The organism is Pseudomonas sp. SYWMCR5 (genome assembly GCF_057197165.1).
Genome location: NZ_JBXUNH010000017.1, coordinates 1 through 24,547, shown reverse-complemented (window position 1 = coordinate 24,547; position 24,547 = coordinate 1). Strand labels below are relative to the sequence as shown.

23 protein-coding genes and 1 pseudogene are annotated in these 24,547 nt (G+C 63.4%); 12 read left to right on the top strand and 12 right to left on the bottom strand.

Going from position 1 to position 24,547, the window contains the following annotated elements:
* Nucleotides 1–62: 62 nt before the first annotated feature.
* Nucleotides 63–500, top strand: a complete 438-nt coding sequence (locus AC2CGW_RS25085; protein WP_484574767.1) for a BRO-N domain-containing protein — start codon at nt 63–65, stop codon at nt 498–500.
* Between the two features lie 307 nt (nt 501–807).
* On the opposite strand, the pseudogene AC2CGW_RS25080 reads toward AC2CGW_RS25085, so the two are convergent.
* Nucleotides 808–986 (bottom strand): annotated as a pseudogene (locus tag AC2CGW_RS25080) (IS630 family transposase); the annotation flags it as partial.
* 179 nt (nt 987–1,165) lie between these two features.
* Between AC2CGW_RS25080 and AC2CGW_RS25075 the strand changes: the two are divergent.
* Nucleotides 1,166–1,447, top strand: a complete 282-nt coding sequence (locus AC2CGW_RS25075; protein ID WP_288377778.1) for a hypothetical protein — start codon at nt 1,166–1,168, stop codon at nt 1,445–1,447.
* Nucleotides 1,448–1,548: 101 nt separating this feature from the next.
* Here the strand turns inward: AC2CGW_RS25075 and AC2CGW_RS25070 are convergent, their stop codons facing one another.
* Nucleotides 1,549–2,430 (bottom strand): LysR family transcriptional regulator, encoded by an 882-nt coding sequence (locus AC2CGW_RS25070; protein WP_288377779.1) that lies wholly within the window; start codon nt 2,428–2,430, stop codon nt 1,549–1,551.
* Nucleotides 2,431–2,531: 101 nt separating this feature from the next.
* Here AC2CGW_RS25070 and AC2CGW_RS25065 point away from each other — a divergent pair, with 101 nt between their 5' ends.
* Complete coding sequence (locus AC2CGW_RS25065; protein ID WP_288377780.1) at nt 2,532–3,563, top strand: D-cysteine desulfhydrase family protein; 1,032 nt, start codon at nt 2,532–2,534, stop codon at nt 3,561–3,563.
* Nucleotides 3,564–3,635: 72 nt separating this feature from the next.
* Here AC2CGW_RS25065 and AC2CGW_RS25060 read toward each other — a convergent pair whose 3' ends face one another.
* Nucleotides 3,636–4,526 carry a LysR substrate-binding domain-containing protein gene (locus AC2CGW_RS25060; protein WP_484574766.1) on the bottom strand — a complete coding sequence of 297 codons (891 nt, stop codon included), beginning with the start codon at nt 4,524–4,526 and terminating at the stop codon, nt 3,636–3,638.
* A 246-nt stretch (nt 4,527–4,772) separates the two neighbouring features.
* On the opposite strand from AC2CGW_RS25060, the gene AC2CGW_RS25055 reads away from it, so the two are divergent.
* The 9 genes from AC2CGW_RS25055 to AC2CGW_RS25015 all read left to right on the top strand — a co-directional run bounded on the left by AC2CGW_RS25055 (nt 4,773) and on the right by AC2CGW_RS25015 (nt 14,318).
* Complete coding sequence (locus AC2CGW_RS25055) at nt 4,773–5,642, top strand: LysR family transcriptional regulator (RefSeq protein ID WP_186666982.1); 870 nt, start codon at nt 4,773–4,775, stop codon at nt 5,640–5,642.
* 689 nt (nt 5,643–6,331) lie between these two features.
* The gene (locus tag AC2CGW_RS25050) at nt 6,332–7,570 is read left to right on the top strand and encodes an OprD family porin (RefSeq protein ID WP_288377782.1); all 1,239 of its coding nucleotides are present in this window, start codon (nt 6,332–6,334) and stop codon (nt 7,568–7,570) included.
* A 97-nt stretch (nt 7,571–7,667) separates the two neighbouring features.
* Nucleotides 7,668–8,474 carry an NAD-dependent epimerase/dehydratase family protein gene (locus AC2CGW_RS25045; protein ID WP_186708487.1) on the top strand — a complete coding sequence of 269 codons (807 nt, stop codon included), beginning with the start codon at nt 7,668–7,670 and terminating at the stop codon, nt 8,472–8,474.
* A gap of 27 nt (nt 8,475–8,501) precedes the next feature.
* Nucleotides 8,502–9,386, top strand: coding sequence for a glucurono-1,5-lactonase (locus AC2CGW_RS25040; RefSeq protein ID WP_288377783.1), 885 nt, complete (start codon nt 8,502–8,504; stop codon nt 9,384–9,386).
* Between the two features lie 57 nt (nt 9,387–9,443).
* Entirely contained in the window at nt 9,444–10,415 is a 972-nt protein-coding gene (locus AC2CGW_RS25035) for a TRAP transporter substrate-binding protein (protein ID WP_186722321.1), read from the top strand.
* Between the two features lie 62 nt (nt 10,416–10,477).
* Nucleotides 10,478–11,005, top strand: a complete 528-nt coding sequence (locus tag AC2CGW_RS25030; RefSeq protein WP_186666987.1) for a TRAP transporter small permease — start codon at nt 10,478–10,480, stop codon at nt 11,003–11,005.
* Nucleotides 11,006–12,286 (top strand): TRAP transporter large permease, encoded by a 1,281-nt coding sequence (locus AC2CGW_RS25025; RefSeq protein WP_186666988.1) that lies wholly within the window; start codon nt 11,006–11,008, stop codon nt 12,284–12,286.
* Between the two features lie 212 nt (nt 12,287–12,498).
* Nucleotides 12,499–13,428: an EamA family transporter gene (locus tag AC2CGW_RS25020; protein WP_186666989.1), complete on the top strand. Its 930-nt coding sequence runs from the start codon at nt 12,499–12,501 to the stop codon at nt 13,426–13,428.
* 26 nt (nt 13,429–13,454) lie between these two features.
* On the top strand, nt 13,455–14,318 hold the full coding sequence (locus tag AC2CGW_RS25015; protein WP_484574765.1) for an aldose 1-epimerase: 864 nt from the start codon (nt 13,455–13,457) through the stop codon (nt 14,316–14,318).
* A 7-nt stretch (nt 14,319–14,325) separates the two neighbouring features.
* On the opposite strand, the gene AC2CGW_RS25010 is transcribed toward AC2CGW_RS25015, so the two are convergent.
* The 9 genes from AC2CGW_RS25010 to AC2CGW_RS24970 all read right to left on the bottom strand — a co-directional run bounded on the left by AC2CGW_RS25010 (nt 14,326) and on the right by AC2CGW_RS24970 (nt 24,381).
* A complete protein-coding gene (locus AC2CGW_RS25010) occupies nt 14,326–15,222 on the bottom strand; it encodes a LysR family transcriptional regulator (protein WP_426351508.1) in 897 nt (298 codons plus the stop codon).
* 37 nt (nt 15,223–15,259) lie between these two features.
* The gene (locus AC2CGW_RS25005; protein WP_484574764.1) at nt 15,260–15,430 is read right to left on the bottom strand and encodes a hypothetical protein; all 171 of its coding nucleotides are present in this window, start codon (nt 15,428–15,430) and stop codon (nt 15,260–15,262) included.
* 22 nt (nt 15,431–15,452) lie between these two features.
* Nucleotides 15,453–16,082, bottom strand: coding sequence for a glutathione S-transferase family protein (locus AC2CGW_RS25000; protein ID WP_484574763.1), 630 nt, complete (start codon nt 16,080–16,082; stop codon nt 15,453–15,455).
* Between the two features lie 206 nt (nt 16,083–16,288).
* A complete protein-coding gene (locus AC2CGW_RS24995) occupies nt 16,289–16,843 on the bottom strand; it encodes a UPF0149 family protein (RefSeq protein ID WP_186666994.1) in 555 nt (184 codons plus the stop codon).
* A 151-nt stretch (nt 16,844–16,994) separates the two neighbouring features.
* Nucleotides 16,995–18,638 (bottom strand): acetolactate synthase large subunit, encoded by a 1,644-nt coding sequence (locus tag AC2CGW_RS24990; RefSeq protein ID WP_065861364.1) that lies wholly within the window; start codon nt 18,636–18,638, stop codon nt 16,995–16,997.
* A gap of 48 nt (nt 18,639–18,686) precedes the next feature.
* Nucleotides 18,687–19,412, bottom strand: a complete 726-nt coding sequence (locus tag AC2CGW_RS24985) for a transporter substrate-binding domain-containing protein (RefSeq protein WP_484574762.1) — start codon at nt 19,410–19,412, stop codon at nt 18,687–18,689.
* A 90-nt stretch (nt 19,413–19,502) separates the two neighbouring features.
* Complete coding sequence (locus tag AC2CGW_RS24980) at nt 19,503–20,567, bottom strand: lactonase family protein (RefSeq protein WP_484574761.1); 1,065 nt, start codon at nt 20,565–20,567, stop codon at nt 19,503–19,505.
* A gap of 117 nt (nt 20,568–20,684) precedes the next feature.
* Nucleotides 20,685–23,342, bottom strand: a complete 2,658-nt coding sequence (gene acnA, locus AC2CGW_RS24975) for an aconitate hydratase AcnA (protein ID WP_484574760.1) — start codon at nt 23,340–23,342, stop codon at nt 20,685–20,687.
* 145 nt (nt 23,343–23,487) lie between these two features.
* A complete protein-coding gene (locus AC2CGW_RS24970) occupies nt 23,488–24,381 on the bottom strand; it encodes a LysR family transcriptional regulator (RefSeq protein ID WP_186666998.1) in 894 nt (297 codons plus the stop codon).
* Between the last annotated feature and the right edge of the window lie 166 nt (nt 24,382–24,547).

Here is a 24,547-nt window from a genome sequence, read left to right as displayed (position 1 = left end):
TGGAATTGCACACCTCAAATACATAGCTGAGTGCTCTGCCCATCGTTGGTTAGGTGGGGTTCATGGAGCGATTACGGATGACCGGGCGTTTCTTCGATGAACACTGCACCCGCAAGCTCGACCCGGACCAGTACCGCACCTTGCAATTGCTGCGCTACGGTCAGCATCAGGAAACCACCATGGTCAGTGAGTCCGGGGCCTACACCCTGCTGGCCCATCATCACATCCCAGAGAACCGGCACTTGCGGCGCTGGCTGACCCACGAGGTGGTGGCAGTGCTGCGTGACGGGCAGATGAATGGGGATGAAGCGCCGCGACTGGGTCAGATGTGCTGGCCTGGAGGGCGGACGGCGACGTTGCTGTATTGGCAGAGCGAGCCCTGGATGAAGATGCGGGATATGCCGGTGGTGCTGGCTGGGGATGGGGCTGGGGTGGCGTACAAGCGCAGGATGAGCTGGAAGGAATGCGCCCAGCGGGCTTTGCGGCTGCATGGGATTTAGCTGAGCTTGTGGCATATCGCAGATGCCTGAGGGTTCGCTGTACTAACTGTGAGTACGGGCTTGTGAGGACACACGGACCGCCGCAAACACTGGCAAAGTCCGGTGATCGCCTACCAGTGCCTGATTCGCGGGCAAGCCCGCTCCGACAGCTAGTATAGGGACACGCGCTTGCCACCCGACTCAGCAAAGCAACGTTCTCATCAATATGACTTTGCACGGTCCACGATGTGTCCTGACTGATCATTCGCGGATAGCTGGCTTGAGCCCTATCGGCAAATCGGACGGCCACTGAGCAAATGCGATCGATGACGTCGCCTGCTGCATCCGCGTCAATCTCAGCCTCGTTCGCCAAGGCAAGCATTTGCCGACGACCGATATCCAGCGCCGCGAACAGTGATGGGGTTCCGTGACGCTTGTAGTCGCGGGTGCGAGTGACGGCTTTACCGGGGCAAGAGGTAAGCCTGGCTGGGTACGGTTCACCGCCCGGGTAGAAAACTCACATTGAATATTGCAAACCCGCGACACCTCATCGCCATTACTTCAACAGCGCACAAGCTTTCCCACATATAAAACTTCAGACTGTCAACTGACACTTTTGCCAGTTGCGCCAACCCGCCACCACTTTATTATGAACATGTCACAATCAACCTAGCTGGAGAATTGAAATGCCCGTCAAAATTTTGAAAATCGTCGACAGCAATGACAAAGAGCTGGAAAATGGCGCCAACAACAAAGGGACCGTTCCTCCGCTCACCATCTACGGCAAGGCCACTGCGAACCACATGATTGTTCTTTGGTTTAACAAGGAATTGCAAGACGTCCATCCGACATCTACAGCAGAAGGAAATTGGACGTATAAATTCACCCCAAAACCTGGCGATCTTGATATCGTCGCAGCAGAAGTTAACTACCATAGCGCCGACAATGGAACGTTCAAAACCATCTAGAGCCAGCACGTTCACGCCTTCCCTGGTGAACATCACTGTTCACCAGGGAATAACCTTCGTATCGACAACTGCTGCAAGGCTTTCGTACAGAGCCTGAGTCGCTAGCCGGCGCGCTGCATCACAAACCGCACAAAGGCGTCGAGCTTGGACAACGCGCTGCGCTGGCGCAGGTAGACCACATTGACCGGGCGAGTCGCCGGCAGGAAGGGTTCGAGCAACGAGACCAACCGCCCCTCGCGCAGATCATCGGCCACCAGGAATTCCGGCTGCATGAGGATGCCGTTGCCATTGATCGCAGCCAGGCGCAGCACCTGGCCGTCGTTGCTCTTGAGCGTCCAGTGTTCCGGCCAGGCGTATTCGCGCCCGGCGTCCTGCAATGGCCAGGTGAAGCGATGGGTCCAGCTAGAATGGACCAGCAAGCGGTGCTTGCCGAGATCGGCCGGCACCGCGGGCCAACCCTGTTCGCTCAGATAGGCAGGGGCCGCACAGATCACCATGCGATAGGGGCGCAGCGGCTTGGCGACCAGATCGACATCACCCAGCTCGCCGATACGAAACGCCAGGTCGAAACCCTCGGCCATGAGGTCGACTACACTGTTGCTCAGGACCAGATCGACGCGCATCTGCGGATGCTCACGCAGAAACTGCGCCACGATCGGCGCCACCAGCGCCGAGCCCAAGGTCATCGGTGCACTGATTCGCAGCAGGCCGCTGGGTGCCTTCTGCAAGCTCTCGACTTGCTCGTAGGCCCGGCGCACCTGCTCCAGCGCCTGCCGGGACTCCTCATGGAACACCCTTCCCGCCTCGGTGACACGCATGCGCCGGGTACTGCGCTGGATCAACTCCACCTGCAGCGTTTCTTCCAGCCCACGGATGTATTTGCTGACCATCACGGTCGACAGCCGCAGATGCTCGGCAGCCGCGCTGAAGCTGCCTTGCTCCACCACGGTGACGAAGACTTCCATTGCGCGCAGACGATCCATATTTAACTCTCAGTTAAAATTAATTGAACAAAACCTTTATTTATTAACAAATAATTTTCCAATAACGTGTCGTCGTCAACTCACAACCACGGTGCTTCATCATGAGGACGCTCACCTCCCTGCTCGAACAGTTCCCACGCAAGTGCTTGATCGAACAGGCCACGCCCATTCAACGCCTCGTCGCGATGGAGCAGGTCTTGGCGCTCGAGGAGCGTGGTATTCGTCTGTTCGCCAAGCGGGACGACTTCATGGCGCTCGGTGGCGGTGGCAACAAGCTGAGGAAGCTCGAATTTCTGCTGGGCGCAGCCCTGCATGACGGCATCGAGCATGTCATCACCGTCGGAGGCCTGCAGTCCAACCACGCGAGGTTGACCGCGGCGGCCTGCGCGTCACTGGGCCTGCCCTGCGAACTGGTGTTGTCGCGGGCAGTCGCCAAGGAGGGTGAAGAATACGAGCACAGCGGCAATGTGCTGCTGGACGAGCTCTTTGGCGCCAAGGTGCATATCAGCCCCGACGGGATCAACGCGCTGCATTGGGCCGAACTGCGTGCAGCGCAGTTGGAGAAGGCGGGCCACAAGGTCAAGGTTATCCCTACCGGCGGCTCTACCGCTCTGGGCTGCCTGGGGTATGTCAGGGCCGCACAGGAAATCGCCGAGCAGGAGCAGGCTCTGGCCCTGCAGTTCACGCGGGTGTTCACGGCCAACGGAAGCTCCGGCACCCATGCCGGCCTCAGTGCAGGATTCGCCGCCCTCGGACGTGGCGCCAACCTGGTGAAATCCTACGCGGTACTGGCAGACGCGAGCACTGCACAACGCCAGACCCTCGACTTGTCACACCATGCCCAGACCCTGCTCGGCCTGCCGGCCGACATCGCAGCGCACGATATCGAGGTGGATGGCAGTTGCCTCGGCAAAGGCTATGGGCTGCCGACCTCCGAGATGCTCAATGCCCTGCGCCTGATGGCCCGCCATCAAGGCCTGCTGCTGGACCCTGTGTATTCCGGCAAGGCATTCGCCGGCTTGATCGCCGACCTGCAGAGCGACCGCTATGTGCGCGGCGACAACCTGCTGTTCGTCATGACCGGCGGAACACCTGGGTTGTTCGCCTATCGCGATGCCCTGCAAGACGCCTGATCGACTCGCTGACTACCTACCCGCACGTCCTCCATTTCTCCGGCACCCCGCAACGCCCGGCGATGATACGCGTCAGTCGCTGGCAAAGCGGCGCCTGCGCCCCACCTCGCGCACGGCATCGACCAGCGCGCGGGTCATCGGCGTGGGCTTGCCGGTGAAGGCGTGGAAACGTGCCGTCGCCAGGGGCGGCAAGCCCTCACTTTCGTCCACCGCACGCAGCCCCTGGCGCAACTGGCTCTGCGCCACGGGGCTGACGGCGAAGCCCGCCTGCGCCGCCGCCAGGCAACCGGCCATGCTGCGGCTCTCGAACGCCAGGCGCCAGTCGATATCCGCCGCAGCCAGGGCATTGATCGCCGACTCGCGGTACACGCAAGGCTCGGGAAACACCGACAGCGGTACGGGCTCATCGGACGGCAAGACGGTGTGTTCGGCGAAGGCCCACACCAGAGGCTCTTCCCACAGCAGTTCACTGTCGTCTTCGATGCGTGCGCAGCGCTTGCCGAACACCACGTCCAGTTCCCCCTCCGCCTGTTGGCGCAGCAGTTCGGTGGTGATGCCCACGCGCAGCTCGATGGCGATGCCCGGATGCCCGCGGCGAAACACCTGCAGCACCTGTGCAAGCCAGGTGCCGGCGAAGTCTTCGGAAGCGCCGATCACCAACCGCCCGACGGGCGACTCGCCTCGCAGGCGTGCCCGCACCTCCTGTTCCAGGTCGAGGATATTGCGGGCGTAGGTGTAGAGCGTTTCTCCCGCCGACGTCATGTCCAGCTGGCGGGTGGTGCGCGGCAACAGGCGCGTCCCCAGACTCTCCTCGAGGCGCTTGATGTGGCCGCTGACCGCTGACGGCGTCAGCGTCAGGCGATCGGCCGCAGCGGCGAAACCGCGCAGGTCGACCACAGCTAGAAAGGTACGCAACAGCACGATATCCAGGGCAAGTGCCGACGACGAAGGATGCGAAGACATCTGGCGATCGCACTGTCGCTGGTATGTATCGGGATGCTTCGAAGCGGCACAGGCGCGGGGTTGACGCAGAGTATGCGCACAACGAGTACCCGAGGCTGAGCCGTTCGAAGTGATTGGGCCGTGCCCTGTGCGGCCACGGCGTGAAGTGCGAATTTCACGCCGTTTTTTATCTAGGCACTTGGCACCCGGACCAACGGCCTTGTAGCGTGACAGCACCCTTATGCGCCCCAGAGCTGACTAGCCCCCATGGAAATCCGCCATTTCCGCTACTTCCTGAGTGTTGCCCAGCACGGTCACTTCACCCGTGCCGCTGAGCAGTTGGGCATCGCTCCGCCAACGCTGAGCCGGCAGATCCAGGACATGGAAAACGAGCTTGGCGTACGCCTGTTCCAGCGCAGCCAGCGGGCCGTGCGTCTCACCGCGGCGGGTGAAGCGCTGCGGGTCGAGGCGTTGCAGGCGGTGCGCCAGTTCGATGCTGCGCAACTCGGCGCGCAGCGGGCCGGGCGGGGCGATGTCGGGCGTATCGAACTGGGTTATGTGGCTTCTGCCGCGTACTCGGGGCTTTTGCAGCAGCAAGTGACGCACTTCAGTCAATCCTGCCCCGGCGTCCAGCTCAATATTCGCGAGGTCGCCATGATGGCCTCGCCCGAGCTGGTTCGTGATGGGCAGCTTGACCTCGCCTATGTACGAATGCCCATGGAACTGCCAGAAGAACTGAACGCCATTACGCTGCTGGAAGAAGGCTTCGTCCTCGCCCTGCCCTCCAGCTCCCGCCTCAACGAACTGCCGCAGATCAACGCCGCACGGCTGGCCGGGGAAACCTTCATCCTGCCCGAGCAGATCTCCGGCACCTTGGCGGTAGCCGCACAGGGAGGCTTCACCCCGCACCTGGGGCCGCAGCCCGGCAGCCTGGTGGCGGTGGTCGCTCTGGTCTCGCTGGGCCAGGGCATCGCGGTGGTGCCGGAGTCGATGGTGCGCAGGGTCAATCTGCCGCAGGTCAACTATCGCCCGATCGAAGATTGCCAGCCGCGCTCCTGCCTGGCCCTGCTGCATCGCCGTTTCGAAAAGGCGCCGGCGGTGCAGCGCTATATCGAGATGCTGGGGCGCGTGCGCTAGGGTCTGTTCCGCCCTGCCCGGTTCTCCCGCCTGAAGGTGCTGGCTAAAGTCCGCCCATCACTTGCTCCCTGGAGCACCACCATGAACCGTATCGCATTCTGCACACTCGCCCTGGGCCTTGGCCTGACCGACCTACCATGGCCGCGCAGGTCAACTACCGCACCGCCGAAGTCGATGGCGTACAGATCGCCTGGCTCGACAAGCAAGGCTGAACCGGCCCGTATCGCAGCGACCTTGCCAGCCTTTGAAGCTGCGCAGCCTGTGTCGGGATGGCCGCGTTACGAGCGCCAGCCACCTCGCCAGTCATAGGATGTCTTCGCAACTGGCGAGCTAGAGCGACTGTAGCCTCAACACTGGAAAACCTCCGATAAATATGGAAGCAAAACCCTGTTCAAAAGCGTTGACAGCGTTTTCAGCGGTTGTTAATAATCGCCAAAGTTGTACGACAACACATAACAAAAACAACAACTCGTGAAGCCCATCATGTCGACATCCTACCCACGCTACTCGCACCCTCCTCTTTCCAACATTCGCCGCTGCGGCGAATCGCTGGCAGCAACGGGCACCTGAGCGCCCGATTCGCGCGTTTCACCTTGGTCCACGACGGGCCATTCACCCCACCGCCCCTGCAATCGGCCGCTCGCGCGTGCCTGGCAGGCGGCTGCCTCACTGCTGGGAGCACAACAATAATGAAAATCCGCCAGACCCTGCCCTTCGCCCTGTTCGGCGCCACCGCCCTGGGGGCATTGCCCGACGCTGCACTGGCCGCCGGCTTCATCGAAGACTCCAAGGCGACCCTGAACCTGCGCAACTTCTACATCAACCGCAACTTCGTCGACCCGAGCAACCCGCAAAGCAAGGCCGAGGAGTGGACACAAAGCTTCATCCTCGACGCCCGCTCCGGATTCACCGAGGGGCCGATTGGCTTCGGCGTGGATGTGCTGGGGTTGTGGTCGGTCAAGCTCGACGGTGGTGGCGGCACTTATGGCACGGCCCTGCTGCCACGCCATGACGATGGACGCCCGGCGGACGATTTCGGTCGCCTGGCCGTGGCAGGTAAAGCGCGCATCTCCAAGACCGAGCTGAAGGTCGGCGAGTGGATGCCGGTCCTGCCGATCCTGCGCTCCGACGATGGCCGCTCGCTGCCGCAGACCTTCCGTGGCGGCCAGGTGACATCCAGCGAGATCGCCGGGCTGACGCTCTATGGCGGGCAGTTCCGCGGCAACAGCCCGCGCAACGACGCGAGCATGGACGACATGAGTTTTGGCCGTGGGGTGTCCGATCGCTTCAACTTCGTCGGCGGCGAATACAGCTTCAACGACAAGCGCACCCTGGTCGGGCTATGGAATGCCCAGCTCAAGGATGTCTACCAGCAGCAGTACCTGCAACTGAGCCACAGCCAGCCACTGGGCGACTGGACCCTGGGCGCCAACCTCGGCTACTTCCAGGGCGAAGACGACGGCGCCGAACGTGCCGGCAAGCTGGACAACAAGACCTACTCGGGCATGTTCTCGGCGCGCTATGCCGGCCATACCTTCTGGGTCGGCCTGCAAAAGGTCAGCGGCGATACCTGGATGCGGGTCAACGGCACCAGCGGCGGCACCCTGGCCAACGACAGCTACAACGCCAGCTTCGACAACGCCAACGAACGCTCCTGGCAAGTGCGCCACGACTTCAACTTCGTCACCGTCGGCATCCCCGGCCTGAGCATGATGAACCGCTACATCAGCGGCCGCGATGTGCACAGCGGCGCGGTGAGCGATGGCAAGGAGTGGGTGCGTGAATCGGAACTGGCCTACGTGATCCAGAGCGGCCCGTTCAAGGATCTGAGCGTGAAGTGGCGCAACTCCAGCATCCGCCGCAGCTTCAGCAACAACGAGTTCGACGAGAACCGGCTGATCTTCAACTATCCGCTGTCGATCCTGTAAACCGATACCATCAATGCATTGACAAGCCGCGAACTCGCTGTCGATAATCGACCTATGTCGTACGACAACCTACAACAATCAACGACAAGAGCTGGCCATGACCACTACTCCCTTCAAACGCCTGCTGCTCACCGGAGCGGCAGGCGGCCTGGGCCAGGTGCTTCGCGAACGCCTCAAAGGCAGCGCCGAAGTCCTGCGCCTTTCCGATATCGCCCCGATGGCACCTGCTGCAGGTCCGCATGAAGAAGTGATCACCTGCGACCTGGCCGACAAGGCTGCGGTACACGCGCTGGTCGAAGGCGTCGATGCCATCCTGCATTTTGGCGGGGTGTCCACCGAGCACAGTTTCGAGGATATCCTCGGCCCCAATATCTGCGGGGTGTTCCACATCTACGAAGCGGCGCGCAAGCATGGGGTAAAACGCGTCGTCTTCGCCAGTTCCAACCATGTGATCGGCTTCTATCGCCAGGACGAGCGGCTCGATGCCCACTCCCCTCGCCGCCCCGATGGCTATTACGGCTTGTCCAAGAGCTACGGCGAGGACCTGGCCAGCTTCTACTTCGACCGCTACGGCATCGAGACCGTCAGCATCCGTATCGGCTCGTCCTTCCCGCAACCGCAGAACCCGCGAATGCTTTGCACCTGGCTGAGCTACGACGACCTGCTGCAACTCATCGAACGCAGCCTGCGCACCCCCGACGTCGGCCACACCGTGGTCTATGGCGCGTCCGACAACCGCACCGTCTGGTGGGACAACCGCCACGCCGAGCACCTGGGCTACCAGCCCAAGGACAGCTCGGAGGTGTTCCGCGCCGACGTCGAATCAAGGCCCGCGCCCCCCGCCGACGACCCCAGCATGGTCTATCAGGGCGGCGCCTTCGTCGCTGCCGGCCCCTTCGATTGAGCGCCACTGCGTGCAAGGAGCAGCACCATGCAGCACTGTGAACTGATCGTCGACGCCCGCAACGCCACCGGGGAAAGCCCGGTGTGGCATGCCGGCGAGCAGGCCCTGTACTGGGTCGATATTCCCGCCCGCCAACTGCAGCGCTGGCGCCTGGCCGATGGCAAGCACGACGTCTGGCAGGGCGATGAAATGCTGGCCTGCATCGCCCGTGGCGCACAGGGCTGGGTCGGGGCGATGGAGACCGGCCTGTTCACCCTTGAACCGACCGCGGACGGGCGCCTGCTCGGCACGCTCCTGGCCAGCGTCGAGCATGCCCGCGAGGGCATGCGCTTCAACGACGGGCGCTGTGACCGCCAGGGCCGTTTCTGGGCCGGCACCATGCTGATGGACATGCAGCAAGGCGCCCAGGTCGGCGCACTCTACCGCCTCGATGGCAAGGACCACCTGCATTGCCAGCTCGACGGCATGATCGTGCCCAACGGCCTGGCCTTCAGCCCGGACGGCAGGCGCATGTACCTGTCCGACTCGCACCCGACGGTGCAGAAGATCTGGTCGTTCGACTACGACACCGACAGCGGCACGCCCCATAACCAGCAGCTGTTCGTCGACATGCGCGAGCATCCAGGCCGCCCCGATGGCGCGGCCGTCGACCAGGACGGCTGCTACTGGATCTGCGGCAACGACGAGGGGGTGATCCATCGCTTTGCCCCCGATGGCCGCCTGGACCGCTCGCTGCACGTACCGGTGAAGAAGCCGGCGATGTGCGCCTTCGGTGGCCCTCAGCTCGAAACCCTGTACGTCACCTCGATCCGCCCCGGCGGCATCGACCTCGCCGACCAGCCGCTGGCCGGCGGCGTGTTCGCCCTGAACCCCGGCGTCAAGGGCCTGGAGGAAACACCCTGGCAAGGCTGACCGCCCACCAACACCTGCACGACCGAAACCAGATAATAAAAACCACGGAGTTTCATCATGACCTTCAAACGCACGTTGCTTCTTGCCGCCCTCCCCTTGGCCCTCGGTCTGTCCAGTGCCGCCAGCGCACTGGACATCAAGTTCGCCGAGATCCACCCAGCCGGCTACCCGACGGTGGTCGCCGAGCAGAACATGGGCAAGAAACTCGAACAGGCCAGCAATGGCGAGATCACCTTCAAGATGTTCGCCGGCGGTGTGCTCGGCTCGGAAAAGGAAGTCATCGAACAGTCGCAGATCGGCGCGGTGCAGATGACCCGCGTGAGCCTGGGGATCGTCGGCCCGGTGGTGCCGGATGTGAACGTGTTCAACATGCCGTTCGTATTCCGCGACCAGGCGCACATGCGCAAGATCATCGATGGCGAGATCGGCCAGGAGATCCTCGACAAGATCACCAACTCCGAATTCAACCTGGTGGCACTGGCCTGGATGGATGGCGGCTCGCGCAGCATCTACACCAAGAAGCCGGTGCGCAGTATCGATGACCTCAAGGGCATGAAGATCCGCGTGCAGGGCAACCCGCTGTTCATCGACATGATCAACGCCATGGGCGGCAACGGTATCGCCATGGACACCGGCGAAATCTTCAGCGCCCTGCAGACCGGGGTGATCGACGGCGCCGAAAACAACCCGCCGACCCTGCTCGAGCACAACCACTACCAGAGCGCCAAGTACTTCACCCTGACCAACCACCTGATCCTGCCGGAGCCGGTGGTGATGTCCAAGACCACCTGGAACAAGCTCACCCCGGACCAGCAGGCACTGGTGAAGAAAGTCGCGCGTGAAGCGCAGATGGAAGAGCGCGAACTGTGGGATGCCAAGTCCGCCGCCAGCGAAGAAAAGCTCAAGGCCGCGGGTGTCGAGTTCATCGCCGTGGACACCAAGCCGTTCTATGACGCCACGGCCCCGGTACGCGAAAAATACGGTGCGCAGTACGCCGACCTGATGAAACGTATCGACGCGGTCGAGTAAGCCACTCCTTCCAGACGACTCCGGCAGCACGGCGCCCGCCGTGCCGCCTCCTGGTGATGCCCATGAAAACGTTTTTCCTGCGCCTGAACGACAGGCTCTACAGCAGCTGCATCTGGATCGCTGGTCTGTCGATCCTGGCCATGTCGCTGATCATTCCCTGGGGCATCTTCGCCCGTTACGTGCTCGGCACCGGCTCCAGTTGGCCGGAGCCGGTGGCGATCCTGCTGATGGTGGTGTTCACCTTCGTCGGCGCCGCCGCCAGCTATCGCGCCGGCGCGCACATGGCGGTGGCGATGCTCACCGACCGCATGCCCGCACCACTGCGCCAGCTGGTTGGCGTGCTGGTGCAGGTGCTGATGATCGTGGTGTGCCTGTTCATGACCTGGTACGGCACCAAACTGTGCATCACGACGTGGAACCAGTTTCTCGCCTCGCTGCCGGGCGTGCGGGTGGGCATGACCTATGCGCCGATCCCGGTGGGCGGCGTGCTGACCTTGATCTTCGTGCTGGAAAAACTCGTGCTGGGCGATCAGAGCAACCGCAAGGTGGTGCGCTTCGACCTGGTGGAAGAAAGCGAAGGAGCGGCATAAATGGATGCGTTCATTCTGTTGGGCAGTTTCATCGCGCTCATCCTGCTGGGCATGCCGGTGGCTTATGCCCTGGGGCTCTCTGCACTGATCGGTGCCTGGTGGATCGACATTCCGCTGCAGGCAATGATGATCCAGGTGGCAAGCGGGGTTAACAAGTTTTCGCTGTTGGCCATTCCATTCTTCGTGCTGGCCGGTGCGATCATGGCCGAGGGCGGCATGTCGCGGCGCCTGGTGGCTTTCGCCGGGGTGCTGGTGGGCTTCGTGCGTGGCGGGCTGTCGCTGGTCAATATCATGGCCTCGACCTTCTTCGGCGCGATTTCCGGCTCCTCGGTGGCCGACACGGCGTCGGTCGGTTCGGTGCTGATTCCGGAAATGGAGCGCAAAGGTTATCCGCGCGAATTCTCCACGGCGGTGACCGTCAGCGGCTCGGTGCAGGCATTGCTCACCCCACCAAGCCACAACTCGGTGCTCTATTCGCTGGCCGCAGGCGGCTCGGTATCGATCGCCTCGCTGTTCATGGCCGGGGTGATGCCGGGGCTGCTGCTCAGTGCGGTGATGATGGGCCTTTGCCTGTTGTTCGCCAAGAAGCGCAACTACCCCAAGGGCGAAGTGATCCCGATGCGCCAGGCGCTGAAGATCGCCGGTGAAGCGCTTTGGGGCCTGATGGCCATGGTGATCATCCTCGGCGGCATTCTATCGGGCGTGTTCACCGCCACCGAGTCGGCGGCCGTGGCGGTGGTGTGGTCGTTCTTCGTGACCATGTTCATCTACCGCGACTACAAGTGGCGCGACCTGCCCAAGCTGATGCATCGCACGGTGCGGACCATCTCCATCGTGATGATCCTGATCGGCTTCGCAGCCAGCTTCGGCTACGTGATGACTCTGATGCAGATCCCGTCGAAGATCACCACCGCGTTCCTGACCCTGTCGGACAACCGCTACGTGATCCTGATGTGCATCAACTTCATGCTCCTGCTGCTGGGCACGGTGATGGACATGGCGCCGCTGATCCTGATCCTCACCCCGATCCTGCTGCCGGTGATCACTGGCATCGGCGTGGACCCTGTGCACTTCGGCATGATCATGCTGGTCAACCTCGGTATCGGCCTGATCACCCCGCCGGTGGGTGCGGTGCTGTTCGTCGGCTCGGCGATCGGCAAGGTCAGTATCGAGTCAACGGTCAAGGCGCTGCTGCCGTTCTACCTGGCGCTGTTCATGGTACTGATGGCGGTGACCTACATCCCGGCCATCTCGCTGTGGCTGCCAAGCGTGGTTCTGTAAGTTCGCGGACAGCCTGCTCTCTCCCGGTGGGAGCACCTGTCTTGTTCAAGTCCTAAAGGCCAGCCCAATCCCCTGTGGGAGCGGCGGTTCGGCGCCCCGACTTGTCCCGCGATCACCGGCAGAGCCGGTGCCATGCAGCGCGGTGTTCTTGGCGTAGGCCCCCGCCCCGGCAAGCCCCCACTGTTGACCTCTTTTGCAAATGGACCCTGCACATGGCTGTTCCCGCCTCACCTTCCCTCTTCCCGCGCAAGCTGGCCATCGCCCTCCTGGCGCTGCTGGCCTGCTCGTTCGCCGGCAACCACATCGCCGCACGCATCGCCTTCGATGACGGCACCGGCGTGCTGCTGGCGATTCTCTGCCGCTCGGGCATCACCTTCCTGGCCCTGGCCAGCCTGGTGCTCTGGCAACGCCAGGCCCTGGGGCTGCCCAGCGGCACCCGGCGCTGGCAACTGCTGCTGGGGCTGCTGATCGCCACCCAGAGCCTGTGCCTGTACTCGGCGGTGGCGCGCATCCCGGTGGCGTTGGCACTGCTGGTGGGCAACACCTTCCCGATCCTGCTGGCGCTGCTCAACTGGGCGCTCAACGGCGTACGCCCAACCGGGCGCACGGTGCTGTTCATGGCCCTGATCCTCTGCGGCCTGGTGCTGGCCCTGGATGTGCCGGGACGCCTGGCCGACAGTGGCACGAGCAATCCGCACTGGACCCTCGGGGTCAGCCTGGCCTTCTGTGCCGCCTGCGTGTTCGCCTGTGCGCTGTGGATCACCGACAACAAGCTGGCCGCTGTGCATGGCCCGGTCCGCAGCCTGCTGACCTTGCTGATCGTGTTCACCAGCATGCTGGTGGCAGGCGCTGGTGGTTGGGTGCCGGCGGGCCTGTCGTTGCCGGGCAGCGCAGGGGGATGGATGGCCCTGGCCAGCCTGGTGGTGCTGTACGGGGTGGCATTCACCTTGCTGTTCGTCTGCGTGCCGCGGCTGAACATGGCACAGAACGCGCCAGTGATGAACATCGAACCGATCGCCACCCTGCTGCTGGGATGGGCCCTGCTCGACCAACAGTTGAGCGGCCTGCAACTGCTCGGCGGGGCGGTGGTGGTCAGTGGCATCGTGCTGCTGACGTACCGCCGCCAGCCCGCGGTGAAATGATCACGGCCCTGCCGGAGAACAGCGCAATGACCGAACTGCACCTGCAGGACCGCCTGACCCGTCTCACCCTGGCCCCCGCGCTGGGCGCCAGCCTGGTCAACTGGCAGATCAAGGCCACCGGCCAGGCGTTGTTGCGCCACAGCGACGCCGCAGCACGTGCCAGCGGCTCACCCCGGCGCCTGGCCTGCTATCCGCTGGTGCCCTGGTCCAATCGCATCGCCGCTGGCGGCTTTGCCCGCCCGGACGGCTGGCAGGCCCTGGCCGCGAACACCGATCACGATCCCTACCCGATCCACGGTAGCGCCTGGCAGCAGCCGTGGCGTGTGGAGCACCACAGCCAGCGGCGGGCCCGGCTGATCCTCGACAGCCAGCAGCCCTTCGCCTACCAGGCCATGCTGGATGTGCACCTGCACGAGGGGCGTCTTGACCTGGAGCTGCACGTCACCCACCTTGCCGCCCAGGCGACCTGGCACGGGCTGGGTCTGCACCCGTATTTTCCAAGGTCTGCCAACACCCGCCTGCAGGCATCCGCCCGCCAGGTGTGGCTTGGCGAGAGCGGTGAGCTGCCATCACGGCTGGCGCCCATTCCCGAGGCCTGGCGCTTCGACAGCGCCCGCCACTTGCCCCTGACACCGGTCGACCACGTCTTCGCAGGCTGGACAGGCAGTTGCACCATCGAACAGCCCGACGCGGGCTATCGCCTGGAATGCCAGGCCACCGGCACCGAACACTTTCTGTTGTTCTGTCCGCAAGATCGCGACTTCTTCTGCTTCGAGCCGGTCAGCCACCCGATCAACGCCCATCACCTGCCCGGGCGTCCGGGCCTGCGCTTGCTGCAGCAGGGCGAGCAGGTCAGTCTGGGGTTGCGCCTGCGTTATCTGCCAGGCTGACGGGCAGTCAGTCCAGGCCCTTGGCGCGCACGTCGGCGGCCAGCATGTCGATAAACGCGCGCACCTTGGCCGAGCCGTACTTGCTCTCGCGGTGCAGGATATGGATAGGCCAGGGCGCCTCTTCGAATTCGGCGAGCACCACCTGCAGGCGACCGCTGGCGATCTCCTCGACCACCTGATACGACAGCAGCCGGGCGATACCCAGGCCTGCGCATGCGGCGGCAATGGCACCGTCGTTGCTGGTCACGGTGAGGCGGGGCTTCATGCGCACCATGGTCGGCTCGTCGGTCAGGCCAAAACGCCAGCCTGCGCGTGGCGACAGGTTGGTGGTGGCGATCACCACATGCTCGTGCAGTTCGGAGGGGTGCGCCGGTACGCCGTGCCTGGCGAGGTAATCGGGCGAGGCGCAGAGCATGCGCCTGACCTTGCCGACACGCAGGGCCTTGAGCCCGGAGTCGGGCAACTGGCCGATGCGCACCGCCACATCCATGCCCTCCTCGACCATGTTCACCACCCGATCGAGGAAGTACGCCGACACGTCCACCTCAGGGTACTGCTGCAAGTAACGCACGATGCTAGGCATGACGAACTTCTTGCCGAACAGGATCGGCGCGGTCACCGCCAGTTCGCCCTTGGGCGTGGCGTTGACTCCGGCTGCCGCCTCGTTGGCCTCGGCGATGCTGGCGAGGATGCTGCGGCAGTCTTCCAGGTAACGGCCGCCGGCCTCGGTCAGGCGCACGCTGCGGGTGGTGCGCAGCAGCAGCTTGACCCCCAGGCGTTCTTCGAGGGCGCTGACCGCGCGGGTCACCGCAGCGGGCGACATGTCCAGCCGGCGTGCCGCGCCAGCGAAGCTTTCCAGCTCGCCGACGGCGACGAATACCTTCATCAGGTGGATGTGGTCCATGCCCTGCCCTTCTGCCTGGATACGATGCGCGATTATTTCAGCAGCCGGGGCGAATGAGTAGGTCGGGATGAGTGATGACCTGCGGCAGCAGGTAACTGGCCTCACACTCTGCAGCACAGGGCAGCGCCGGGACATCGAGCATGTCGATATCAGGGCAGCTGTCCCCAGCCCACGCGGCAGACTGCTCGAGCGGTTCGACGACGTTCATCACTCATCTCCTGTCGCGAGGATCAGCCCTCGGCCTGCAGACCTGCCGCGGTGCGCGGCATCGCCACGAAATCATCCAGCGCCTCGATCCGCGCCAGCCACGCTCGCACATTCGGGTAGGCATCCAGCGACACGTTGCCTTCCGGTGCGTGGGCGATATAGGAGTAGTTGGCGATGTCGGCGATGCTCGGCTCGCTGCCGGTGAGGAACGACGCCTTGCCCAGCTCAGCCTCCATCACCTTGAGCAGGTTGTGGGCACGACCGATGACTTCGTCGGCATTGAAGCCTGCACCGAACACGGTGATCAGTCGGGCAGCGGCCGGTCCGAAGGCGAGGGGGCCGGCGGCAATGGAGAGCCAGCGTTGTACACGGGCCTCGCCGGCGGCATCCTGGGGCAGCCAGCGGCCCTGGCCATAGGTCTTGGCCAGGTAGACGAGGATGGCGTTGGAGTCGCCGATGATGGTGCCGTTGTCGTCGATCACAGGCACTTGCCCGAACGGGTTGAGGGCCAGGAACTCAGGCTTTTTCTGCTCGCCCTTGGCCAGGTCGACGAAGATGACTTCCGGCTCCAGCTTGAGCAGCGACAGCATCAGCCGGGCACGATGAGCGTGGCCGGACGTGGGGAAGTGATAGAGCTTGATAGGGTTGGACATGGTCTGGACTCCGGTTCAAAGGGTTGAGGTCTGAGCGCCGGTATCCAAGGGTGGCGCTGCTGGAGGGAATCCTGCACCTGTTCTCCGTTCAACAGAATCCGTGTGGCCAGCAATCCATAATTTCGCTGATCGGAATAATAAAAGCGGTGGCAGGTCGATGGCCACCGGTTGCTCTGGGTGTCGACTTCGCTATGAAGCGCCAGTGATCAGTTGCGTATCAGCTTCTGATAGCGATACAGACCGCGGACCGCCTCGATCACGCCTGGCACGCAGGCCTGATGTTCGTCGAAGCTCATCGCATCGAGCAGCTCGAAATTGTCTTCCAGGCCATGCAGGGAAATGGCCTTGAGCAGGGCGTCCTGCTGCGCTGGCAACTCGCTCCACTCGGCAACCTGGGTGCCGCGCATGTAGCCGAAACACCACTCTTCGAGAATGATCGCTGGCCCTTCCTCGCCCTCGCTTTCCTCGAACAACGGCTCGAAGCCGTCGAGGTTCTCGGCCAACTGCTCGGCGACCTGGTCGGCGTAGCGCAGCATCAGCGCAGTGTAGGCTTCCTCGTGGGCGGGCTTCTTGAACTTGGGCACCTTGCCGCCGGCAACGGCTGGCAGCCATTGCTCGGGGTTGACCCTGACAGGCGAACTGGCCAGCGCAGTGAAGAAACCGTTGAGCTCGGCGAGGTTGAGTACCGAGTAGTCGTTGCCGTAGGTGATCAGGAGGTCTTCGAGGCGGTGGAGTTCTTTTTCGCTGAGCGGCGGGAGCATGGTGCGGGTGTCCTGGAAAGCAGAAGTGCGTGCACCCTAGCACAGGGAAAAATAAGGTGAAGCGTTTGTTGTCCGCAACAATGCAATCGCGGGCAAGCCCGCTCCCAACACCTGCTGGGAAGCCGACTTGCCCGCGAAGGCACCTCAGGCCTTACACCGCCAGCGCGCGCTCACGCAGCTCGCTGTTGAGGATGCGGTCGTTCTCGCTGTAGTCGACCGGGCAGTCGATCACATGCACGCCCGGGGTCTTGATGCAGTGCTCGAGCAGCGGCAGCAGGCCTTCGGCGCTTTCCACGCGGTGACCATTGGCGCCGTAGGCTTCGGCATACTTGACGAAGTCCGGGTTGCCGTAGTCCAGGCCGAAGTCGGTGAAGCCCATGTTGGCCTGCTTCCAGCGGATCATGCCGTAGCCGTCGTCACGCAGGATCACCACGGTGATGTGCATGCCCAGACGTACCGCGGTTTCCAGCTCCTGGCTGTTCATCATGAAGCCACCGTCGCCGCATACCGAGATCACCGGGCGGTCCGGGTACACCAGGTGCGAAGCCATGGCCGACGGCAGGCCGGCGCCCATGGTCGCCAGGGCGTTGTCCAGCAGTACGGTGTTGGGCTTGTGCGCCTTGTAGTTGCGGGCGAACCAGATCTTGTAGATGCCGTTGTCCAGAGCGACGATGCCTTCGGAGGGCAGTACGCGACGGATGTCGGCAACCAGGCGCTGCGGGTAGACCGGGAAGCGGTCGTCATCGGCACCTTCGGCGATCTGCGCCTCGTTGGCTTCACGGATCGCCATCAGGCGGGTGAAGTCCCAGTGCGAGGTGTCGGTCAGCGCTTCACTGATCTGCCACACGGCGTTGGCGATGTCGCCGATCACTTCGACCTGCGGGAAGTACACGGCATCGACTTCGGCAGAGCGGAAGCTGATGTGAATGACTTCGGTGCCGCCACGGACCATGAAGAACGGTGGCTTCTCGATCACGTCGTGGCCGATGTTGATGATCAGGTCGGCCGCCTCTACGGCGCGGTGCACGAAATCACCGGACGACAGCGCCGCGTTGCCCAGGAAGCGTGGGTGGCGCTCGTCGACCACGCCTTTACCCATCTGCGTGGTGATGAACGGGATGCCGGTCTTGTCGATCAGTTGCTTGAGGACCTTGGCGGTCATCTTGCGGTTGGCACCGGCGCCGATCACCAGGATCGGGTTGCGGGCGTTCTGCAGCTTCTGCACGGCGGCTTCGATGGCCACGTGCTCGGCCAGCGGGCGGCGGTGCAGGCTGCGCGGGATCGGCAGCGCGTCGGTCTGCTCGGCAGCGATGTCTTCGGGCAGTTCCAGGTGCACGGCACCGGGCTTTTCTTCTTCGGCCAGGCGGAATGCTTCGCGCATGCGCGCCGGGATGTTGTCGGCCGAGGCGAACTGGTGGGTGTACTTGGTGATGGGGTCCATCATGCCGCACACGTCGATGATCTGGAAACGGCCCTGCTTGGACTTCTTGATCGGCTTCTGGCCGGTAATCATCATCATCGGCATGCCGCCCAGGTACGCGTAGGCACTGGCGGTCACCAGGTTGGTCGCACCTGGGCCCAGGGTCGACAGGCTGACGCCGGTCTTGCCGGTCAGGCGGCCATAAGTGGCAGCCATGAAGCCTGCGGATTGCTCGTGGCGGGTCAGTACCAGCTTGATCTTCGACTTGCGCAGGGATTCGAGCAGGTCGAGGTTCTCCTCGCCGGGAATGCCGAACACATACTCGACACCTTCGTTTTCCAGGCATTGCACAACGACATCGGCGGCCTTGGCCATCTTGCTTGTTACCTCAATTGATTGGACGTGGGTGGAGTCCAGGGACGGTCAGCGCGGTGCGCTGACATCGGTCTGTCCGGTGGCCAGCAAAGCCCCCCGAACAAAGCCTTGACGCAGGCAACGCTCGACAAAGTCACTTACAAATGCGGCCGAATTGTCGCAGCCCCTCGGAACGGCCATGGCCTGGCGGATCGCGGTGAACGCACCGTCGAGCACACGGTAGCGCGGATCGGTGTCGGCGACCTTCTGCAAAGGCTGGCGCACACCTGCGGCGGCGTCCAGGCCTTCGTCGACAAACAGATCGACGGCGGCTGCGGAGGTGTCGGCGCGACACAGTTCGGCATGCTGCAGGGTGCGGCTGAGGTAGAGGTCATAGGCCGCGCCCTTGCCGACGGCCAGGCGCAGGCCGGATTGGTCGAGTTCGTCGACGTGCTGGAAGGGGGCGTCTTTTCTGACCAGGTAGGTGCCCTCGATCAGCACGTAGGGCGCGCTGAAGGCGATCTGCGCCTCGCGCACCGGTTCGATGGCGAGGAAGGCCAAGGTCCAGGCGTCCTCCTCCAGGGCGGCGAACACCTTGCCCGCGGCGTCAAAGGTGCGCATCTCGAGGCGCACGCCCAGTTCTTCGGCCAACTGCTTGGCCAGGGCGACCGAGACGCCCTGGGGCTCGCCGTCAGGGCCGCGTTGGGCGAGGACCGGGTTGCCGTAGTTGATGGCAGCACGCAGGACGCCATCAGGGGCAATTTCGTCGAGGACGGCCTGGGGGATAGTGAGCATCATTGGAGCTCCGCTGGGCGATGAGTGGAATTGATGATTACAGCTACTGGCTGTGGGAGCGGGCTTGCCCGCGAAAAGGCCAGCACCGATTCAAGAATGGGCTGAGGCAGAAAAGACCATGCACACCGGGCTGCCGGTGGACACCGAGAAACCAGTCTGGCGCAGCCTGCCCTGCTCGGGATCGACGACGAAAGCCACGATGCTGTCGCTGTCTTCGTTGAGCGCGAAGAGGAAACGCTGATTGGGGGTAAGGGCGAAAAAGCGAGGAGTCTTGCCGGCACTGGGCTGCACTTCGACCAGGCTCAGAAGACCACTGGCTGCATCGACCGCATACACCGCAAGGGTGTCGTAGCCCCGGTTGGAGGCATAGACGAAACGACCGTTGCGGTCGATCTCGATCTCCGCGGCGCGGCTGTTGCCGGTGTAGGTCGAGGGCAACGTCGAGAGGATCTGCAGCGGCTGCAACGCGCCATTGTGCCAGTCGAAACGGTAGGTGGTGACGGTCGAGTCCAGCTCGTTGACCACATAGGCGAACGGCGCCTTGGGGTGCACTGCAAGATGCCGCGGGCCGGCGCCTTCGCGAGTGGTGACGAAAGGCTGCTCGGCGGGATGCAGGCGGCCGTTGTCGAAGCGAAAGGTGAATATCCGGTCCAGCCCCTTGTCCGGCACCAGGACGAACTGGCCCGAGGCATCGAAGAGGTTGAAGTGCGGCTTGGCGAAGGGCTGCTCGATACGGTGCGGGCCGATCGGCCCCTCAAGCGTGAGCAACTGGCTGAGGGGGCCGATGCGCCCGTCCTGTTCGACATTGAGCACGGCAAGCGTGCCCGTGATGTGGTTCGACACCACCAGGAAGCGCTCGCTCGGGTCCAGTGCCAGGTGCACCGGATTTCTGCCCTCGCAGCGCTGACGGTTGAGCAACGCGAGCCGACCAGTGGCCTTGTCGACAGTGAAGGCGCTGACCTCGTCGAGGTCGCCATGCACCGTGTAGAGCCGATCCCCAGCGCGATTCAGCGCCAGGAAGGAAGGGTTGACCAGATCACCGACGACCTGGACCTGCTCCAGGCTGCCGTTGGCCTGATCGAGGCGGTAGACAGTGATGCCATCGCCACGGGCATTGCGCTCCCGGGTCGTGCGCGAGCCGACATAGGCGTACATAGGGGGTCGTTCTCCCAGTTGCGGATAGGTGGATCACCTGGCTGGCTGCCCATGGTCAGGGACGCGGAGCTACCAGGCAAGTCCGCGCCCTTCATATGTGCAAACGATGCCGGGGCCTCAGCCGCGGGTGCGCTGCACCACCTTGCGGATCACGTAAGGCAGTACACCGCCATTGGTGAGATAGCGGATCTCCTGCTGCGAGTCGAGCCGTGCGATGAGTTCGGCCTCATCGACACCGCCATCGACGCGACGCACCTGCAGGCGGATGCGGTTGTCACCGACCCTCAGTTCGTCCAGGCCGATGAAATCGAACTGCTCGCTGCCGTCGAGCTGCAGGTCATCGACGCCCTGCCCTGCCGGGAACAGCAAAGGCAGCACACCCATGCCGATCAGGTTGCTGCGGTGGATACGCTCGATGCTGCGCGCCACCACAGCTCGCACGCCAAGCAACGCCTGGGCCTTGGCCGCCCAATCGCGACTGGAGCCTGCGCCGTAGTTGATACCGGCGAACACCACCATGGGGGTGCCGACATAGCTCTGCGCGGCCTCGTAAAGCGGCAGGCACTGACTGTGGTCGGCATTCCAGGCCCAGGCGCCGACGCCAGGCTGGGTATCACCGAGCAGACGGTTTTTCACCGACTTGTTGGTGAAGGCGCCGCGCAGCATGACTTCGTGGTTGCTGCGCCGGGTCGAATACTGATTGAGGTCCTGCGGGTCTTCGCCGCGGTCCAGCAGCCACTGGCCGGCCAGGCTACTGGCGGGAATGGCGCCGGCTGGAGAGATGTGGTCGGTGGTGACATTGTCCCCCAGCACCATCAAGGTACGGGCGTTCTCGATTGCCAGGCTGGCCTTGGGTTCGGCCTGGATATCGGCCAGGTATTGCGGGCGGCGCAGGTAGGTCGAGCGTGCATCCCAGGGGAACTGCACGCTGCCCTCGGCCGAGAGGGCCTGCCAATGATGGGTGCCGTCCCACACCGTGGCCAGGCGCTGCTGGAAGAACTCGGGCTTGACCACCTGGGCCACCAGCGCCTGCACTTCATCATCAGTGGGCATCAGGTCGTGCAGGTGAACCGGGTTACCGGCGCTATCCTGACCGAGCGGCTCGTGGGTCAGGTCGATATCGATGCGCCCGGCAATGGCGAAGGCTACGCACAGCGCAGGCGATGCCAGGTAGCCCGCAGGCACCTTGGGGTTTACCCGACCTTCGAAGTTGCGGTTGCCTGAAAGCACCACCACCCCCTTCAGGCCTTGATCAGCAAAGGCCTCGACATGCGCCTCGAGCTTGCCGGAGTTGCCGATGCAGGTCATGCAGCCGAACCCGGCCAGGTCGAAGCCCAGCGCGGAGAAGTCCTGCAGCAAGTCGGCTTCGCTCAGGTAATCAGCCACCACCTGCGAACCGGGCGACAACGAGGTCTTCACCCAGGGCTTGCGCTTGAGCCCCAACCGCCGCGCGCGGCGGGCCAGCAGACCGGCCTGGATCATCTGCGCGGGGTTGGCGGTGTTGGTGCAACTGGTGATGGCCGAGAGCACCACCGCGCCATGGTCGATGGCCTCGCCGAAGCTGGGCGCGAGGTAGCGGCTGCCGATCAGCCCGCTACCGCCCAGCACCTGTTCGCGGAACGACTCACCGGCGCGCGACAGCGGCTGACGCTGGTGCGGCTGGTAGGGGCCTGCGACGCTGGGCTCGATACTGGCAAGGTCGAGCTCGATCAGTTCGTCGAATTCAGGCTCCGGCAGCGCGTCGTGGCGATAGAGCCCCTGGGCCTGCAGGTAGGTGGTGGCCTGCAGGCACAGCTCGGCGGAGCGACCGCTGAGCTTGAGGTAATCGAGGGTCTGGTCGTCGAAGGGGAAGAACACCACGGTGGCACCATACTCGGGCGCCATGTTCGATACCGTGCCACGCGCAGCCCAGCCGAGGTTCGATAGACCCGGGCCTGTGAACTCGACGAACTTGCCCACCACCGAACGCTGGCGCAGGATCTCGGCCACGTGCAGCGACAGGTCGGTGGCGGTCACTCCAGGACGCAGGGCGTTGCTGACGCGAAAACCGATAACCTGGGGGAAGTTGATCGGCACCGGCTCACCCACCATCGCCGCCTGTCCTTCCAGGCCGCCGACACCCCAGCCGAGCACACCGATGGCGTTGATCATCGGCGTGTGGCTGTCGGTGGCGACCATGTCGTCAGGGTGCAGCAAACGCTGCCCCTCGGCGGTGCGGGTTTCCCACACCACCTTGGCCAGGGCCTCCATGTTCATCTGGTGGATGATGCCAGTCCCCGGCGGAATGACACCGAAATTGTCCAGGCTCTTCTGCGCCCACTTGATGAAGCGATAGCGCTCGCTGTTACGACGGAAATCGATCTCGAGGTTCTGCTCCACCGCATCGGCTTCTGCGTAGTGTTCGACGATCACCGAATGGTCGATGGTCAGCACCGCAGGAATCAGCGGGTTCATCGCCGCCGGGTCGCCGCCGAGTTCGGCGACCACATCGCGCATACCGGCAAAGTCGGCCAGGGCTGGCAGGCACGTGGTGTCATGGAACATCAGGCGGTTGGGCTGGAATGGCACCTCGCAGTCCGGCCCCTCGCCGATGGCGCGGGCAAGCACGGCGTCCAGCGCCTCGGGAGAACAGCGTGCCACGTTCTCCAGAAGGATGCGGATGGCGTAGGGCAAGCGCTGCAGTTGGGTGGGCGTCAGCAGTTTCTTGAGATCGAGGTAGGTGAAGTGATCCTGGTCGATCTGCAGGGGGCTCATCAGGTGGGCATTGTCGATCATGCGCGTGTCGCTCGGCTTCTTGTCATCATGGCGTCGTTCAGGCGACGACGCTGCAGGTGAGCCAATGCTAGGCGCTGGAGCGAGGGGTGAAAATTGATCGATTATCATGTCAGCGTTCTCCATCGGAGAACGCTCGAAAGGAAAGTTATGGCTGGGAGGGAGCGCCCAGGTGGTCGATGAAGGTCTTGAGCGTCGGCGAGGCGAGCTCGTACTTCTTGAATACCAGCAGCAATGAGCGGTGGGCCCAGGGCTCTGACAGGGTCACACGCTTGAGGCTGTGGCTGCGCACGTAGGGCTCCACCGCGCTACGTGGCAGCACGGTAATACCCAGGCCATTGGCGACCATGCGACACATGCAGTCGAAGCTGCTGATACGGATACGCAACTTGAGCGGTTGACCCATTTCTTTGGCCTGTTCGGTGAGCAGGCTGTGCAGGGTGCTGTCCAGGTGCGGGCCGACGAACTCGTATGCCAGCACCTCGCTGAACTGTACGGTGCGGCGTTTGGCCAGCTCGTGCTCTACCGGCACCACCAGCACCAGTTCATCGTGCCGGTAAGGCAGGGTTTCAAGCCCCAGTGGGGCTGTGTGCGACGAGATGATACCGAGGTCGGCGTGATCATCCGCGACAGCGCGGACTACCGCCGAGCCTACACCTTCCTCGATATCGAACTTGATCTGTGGGTAAAGCTGGGTGAAGCCAGCCATGTCCTGGGGCAGGAACTGCGACAGCGCCGAGGTGATGGCGTGAATGCGGATATGGCCTTTGACCCCTGCGGCGAACTCGCTGAGTTCGTTGTCCAGCTGTGCCAGGGTCTGCTTGAGCTGACGGGCGTAATAGAGCAGGGATTGACCGGCAGGCGTCAACTCGACACCGCGCGCGTTGCGAATCAGCAGCGGCGAACCGATCTGCGCCTCAAGTTCGCTGATGCGTTTGCTGATCGCCGAGACCGCCAGGTGCTTGATACCCGCAGCGCGCGTCAGATTGCGCTCCTGGGCGACAGTGATGAACAGATCCAGGCTGGTAAGGTCGTAGCGCATGCGGGCCGGGTCAGGGAAGAATAGAGGTGCACCATACCCTGTAGAAGCAGGCTTGTCCCGTGGCATGGGCGGGTCCAGTCTGGCTTCAGAACGCCAGAAAGACAAAACCCCTACCTGCTCGCGCAGATAGGGGTTTTGCGAAATGAATCTTGACGATGACCTACTC

Bases quoted from the DNA above. Each gene is read 5' to 3' on its own strand.
- AC2CGW_RS25085 (WP_484574767.1), top strand. From the start codon at position 63: ATGGAGCGATTACGGATGACCGGGCGTTTCTTCGATGAACACTGCACC.
- AC2CGW_RS25075 (WP_288377778.1), top strand. From the start codon at position 1,166: ATGCCCGTCAAAATTTTGAAAATCGTCGACAGCAATGACAAAGAGCTG.
- AC2CGW_RS25070 (WP_288377779.1), bottom strand. From the start codon at position 2,430: ATGGATCGTCTGCGCGCAATGGAAGTCTTCGTCACCGTGGTGGAGCAA.
- AC2CGW_RS25065 (WP_288377780.1), top strand. From the start codon at position 2,532: ATGAGGACGCTCACCTCCCTGCTCGAACAGTTCCCACGCAAGTGCTTG.
- AC2CGW_RS25060 (WP_484574766.1), bottom strand. From the start codon at position 4,526: ATGTCTTCGCATCCTTCGTCGTCGGCACTTGCCCTGGATATCGTGCTG.
- AC2CGW_RS25055 (WP_186666982.1), top strand. From the start codon at position 4,773: ATGGAAATCCGCCATTTCCGCTACTTCCTGAGTGTTGCCCAGCACGGT.
- AC2CGW_RS25050 (WP_288377782.1), top strand. From the start codon at position 6,332: ATGAAAATCCGCCAGACCCTGCCCTTCGCCCTGTTCGGCGCCACCGCC.
- AC2CGW_RS25045 (WP_186708487.1), top strand. From the start codon at position 7,668: ATGACCACTACTCCCTTCAAACGCCTGCTGCTCACCGGAGCGGCAGGC.
- AC2CGW_RS25040 (WP_288377783.1), top strand. From the start codon at position 8,502: ATGCAGCACTGTGAACTGATCGTCGACGCCCGCAACGCCACCGGGGAA.
- AC2CGW_RS25035 (WP_186722321.1), top strand. From the start codon at position 9,444: ATGACCTTCAAACGCACGTTGCTTCTTGCCGCCCTCCCCTTGGCCCTC.
- AC2CGW_RS25030 (WP_186666987.1), top strand. From the start codon at position 10,478: ATGAAAACGTTTTTCCTGCGCCTGAACGACAGGCTCTACAGCAGCTGC.
- AC2CGW_RS25025 (WP_186666988.1), top strand. From the start codon at position 11,006: ATGGATGCGTTCATTCTGTTGGGCAGTTTCATCGCGCTCATCCTGCTG.
- AC2CGW_RS25020 (WP_186666989.1), top strand. From the start codon at position 12,499: ATGGCTGTTCCCGCCTCACCTTCCCTCTTCCCGCGCAAGCTGGCCATC.
- AC2CGW_RS25015 (WP_484574765.1), top strand. From the start codon at position 13,455: ATGACCGAACTGCACCTGCAGGACCGCCTGACCCGTCTCACCCTGGCC.
- AC2CGW_RS25010 (WP_426351508.1), bottom strand. From the start codon at position 15,222: ATGGACCACATCCACCTGATGAAGGTATTCGTCGCCGTCGGCGAGCTG.
- AC2CGW_RS25005 (WP_484574764.1), bottom strand. From the start codon at position 15,430: ATGAACGTCGTCGAACCGCTCGAGCAGTCTGCCGCGTGGGCTGGGGAC.
- AC2CGW_RS25000 (WP_484574763.1), bottom strand. From the start codon at position 16,082: ATGTCCAACCCTATCAAGCTCTATCACTTCCCCACGTCCGGCCACGCT.
- AC2CGW_RS24995 (WP_186666994.1), bottom strand. From the start codon at position 16,843: ATGCTCCCGCCGCTCAGCGAAAAAGAACTCCACCGCCTCGAAGACCTC.
- AC2CGW_RS24990 (WP_065861364.1), bottom strand. From the start codon at position 18,638: ATGGCCAAGGCCGCCGATGTCGTTGTGCAATGCCTGGAAAACGAAGGT.
- AC2CGW_RS24985 (WP_484574762.1), bottom strand. From the start codon at position 19,412: ATGCTCACTATCCCCCAGGCCGTCCTCGACGAAATTGCCCCTGATGGC.
- AC2CGW_RS24980 (WP_484574761.1), bottom strand. From the start codon at position 20,567: ATGTACGCCTATGTCGGCTCGCGCACGACCCGGGAGCGCAATGCCCGT.
- acnA (WP_484574760.1), bottom strand. From the start codon at position 23,342: ATGATCGACAATGCCCACCTGATGAGCCCCCTGCAGATCGACCAGGAT.
- AC2CGW_RS24970 (WP_186666998.1), bottom strand. From the start codon at position 24,381: ATGCGCTACGACCTTACCAGCCTGGATCTGTTCATCACTGTCGCCCAG.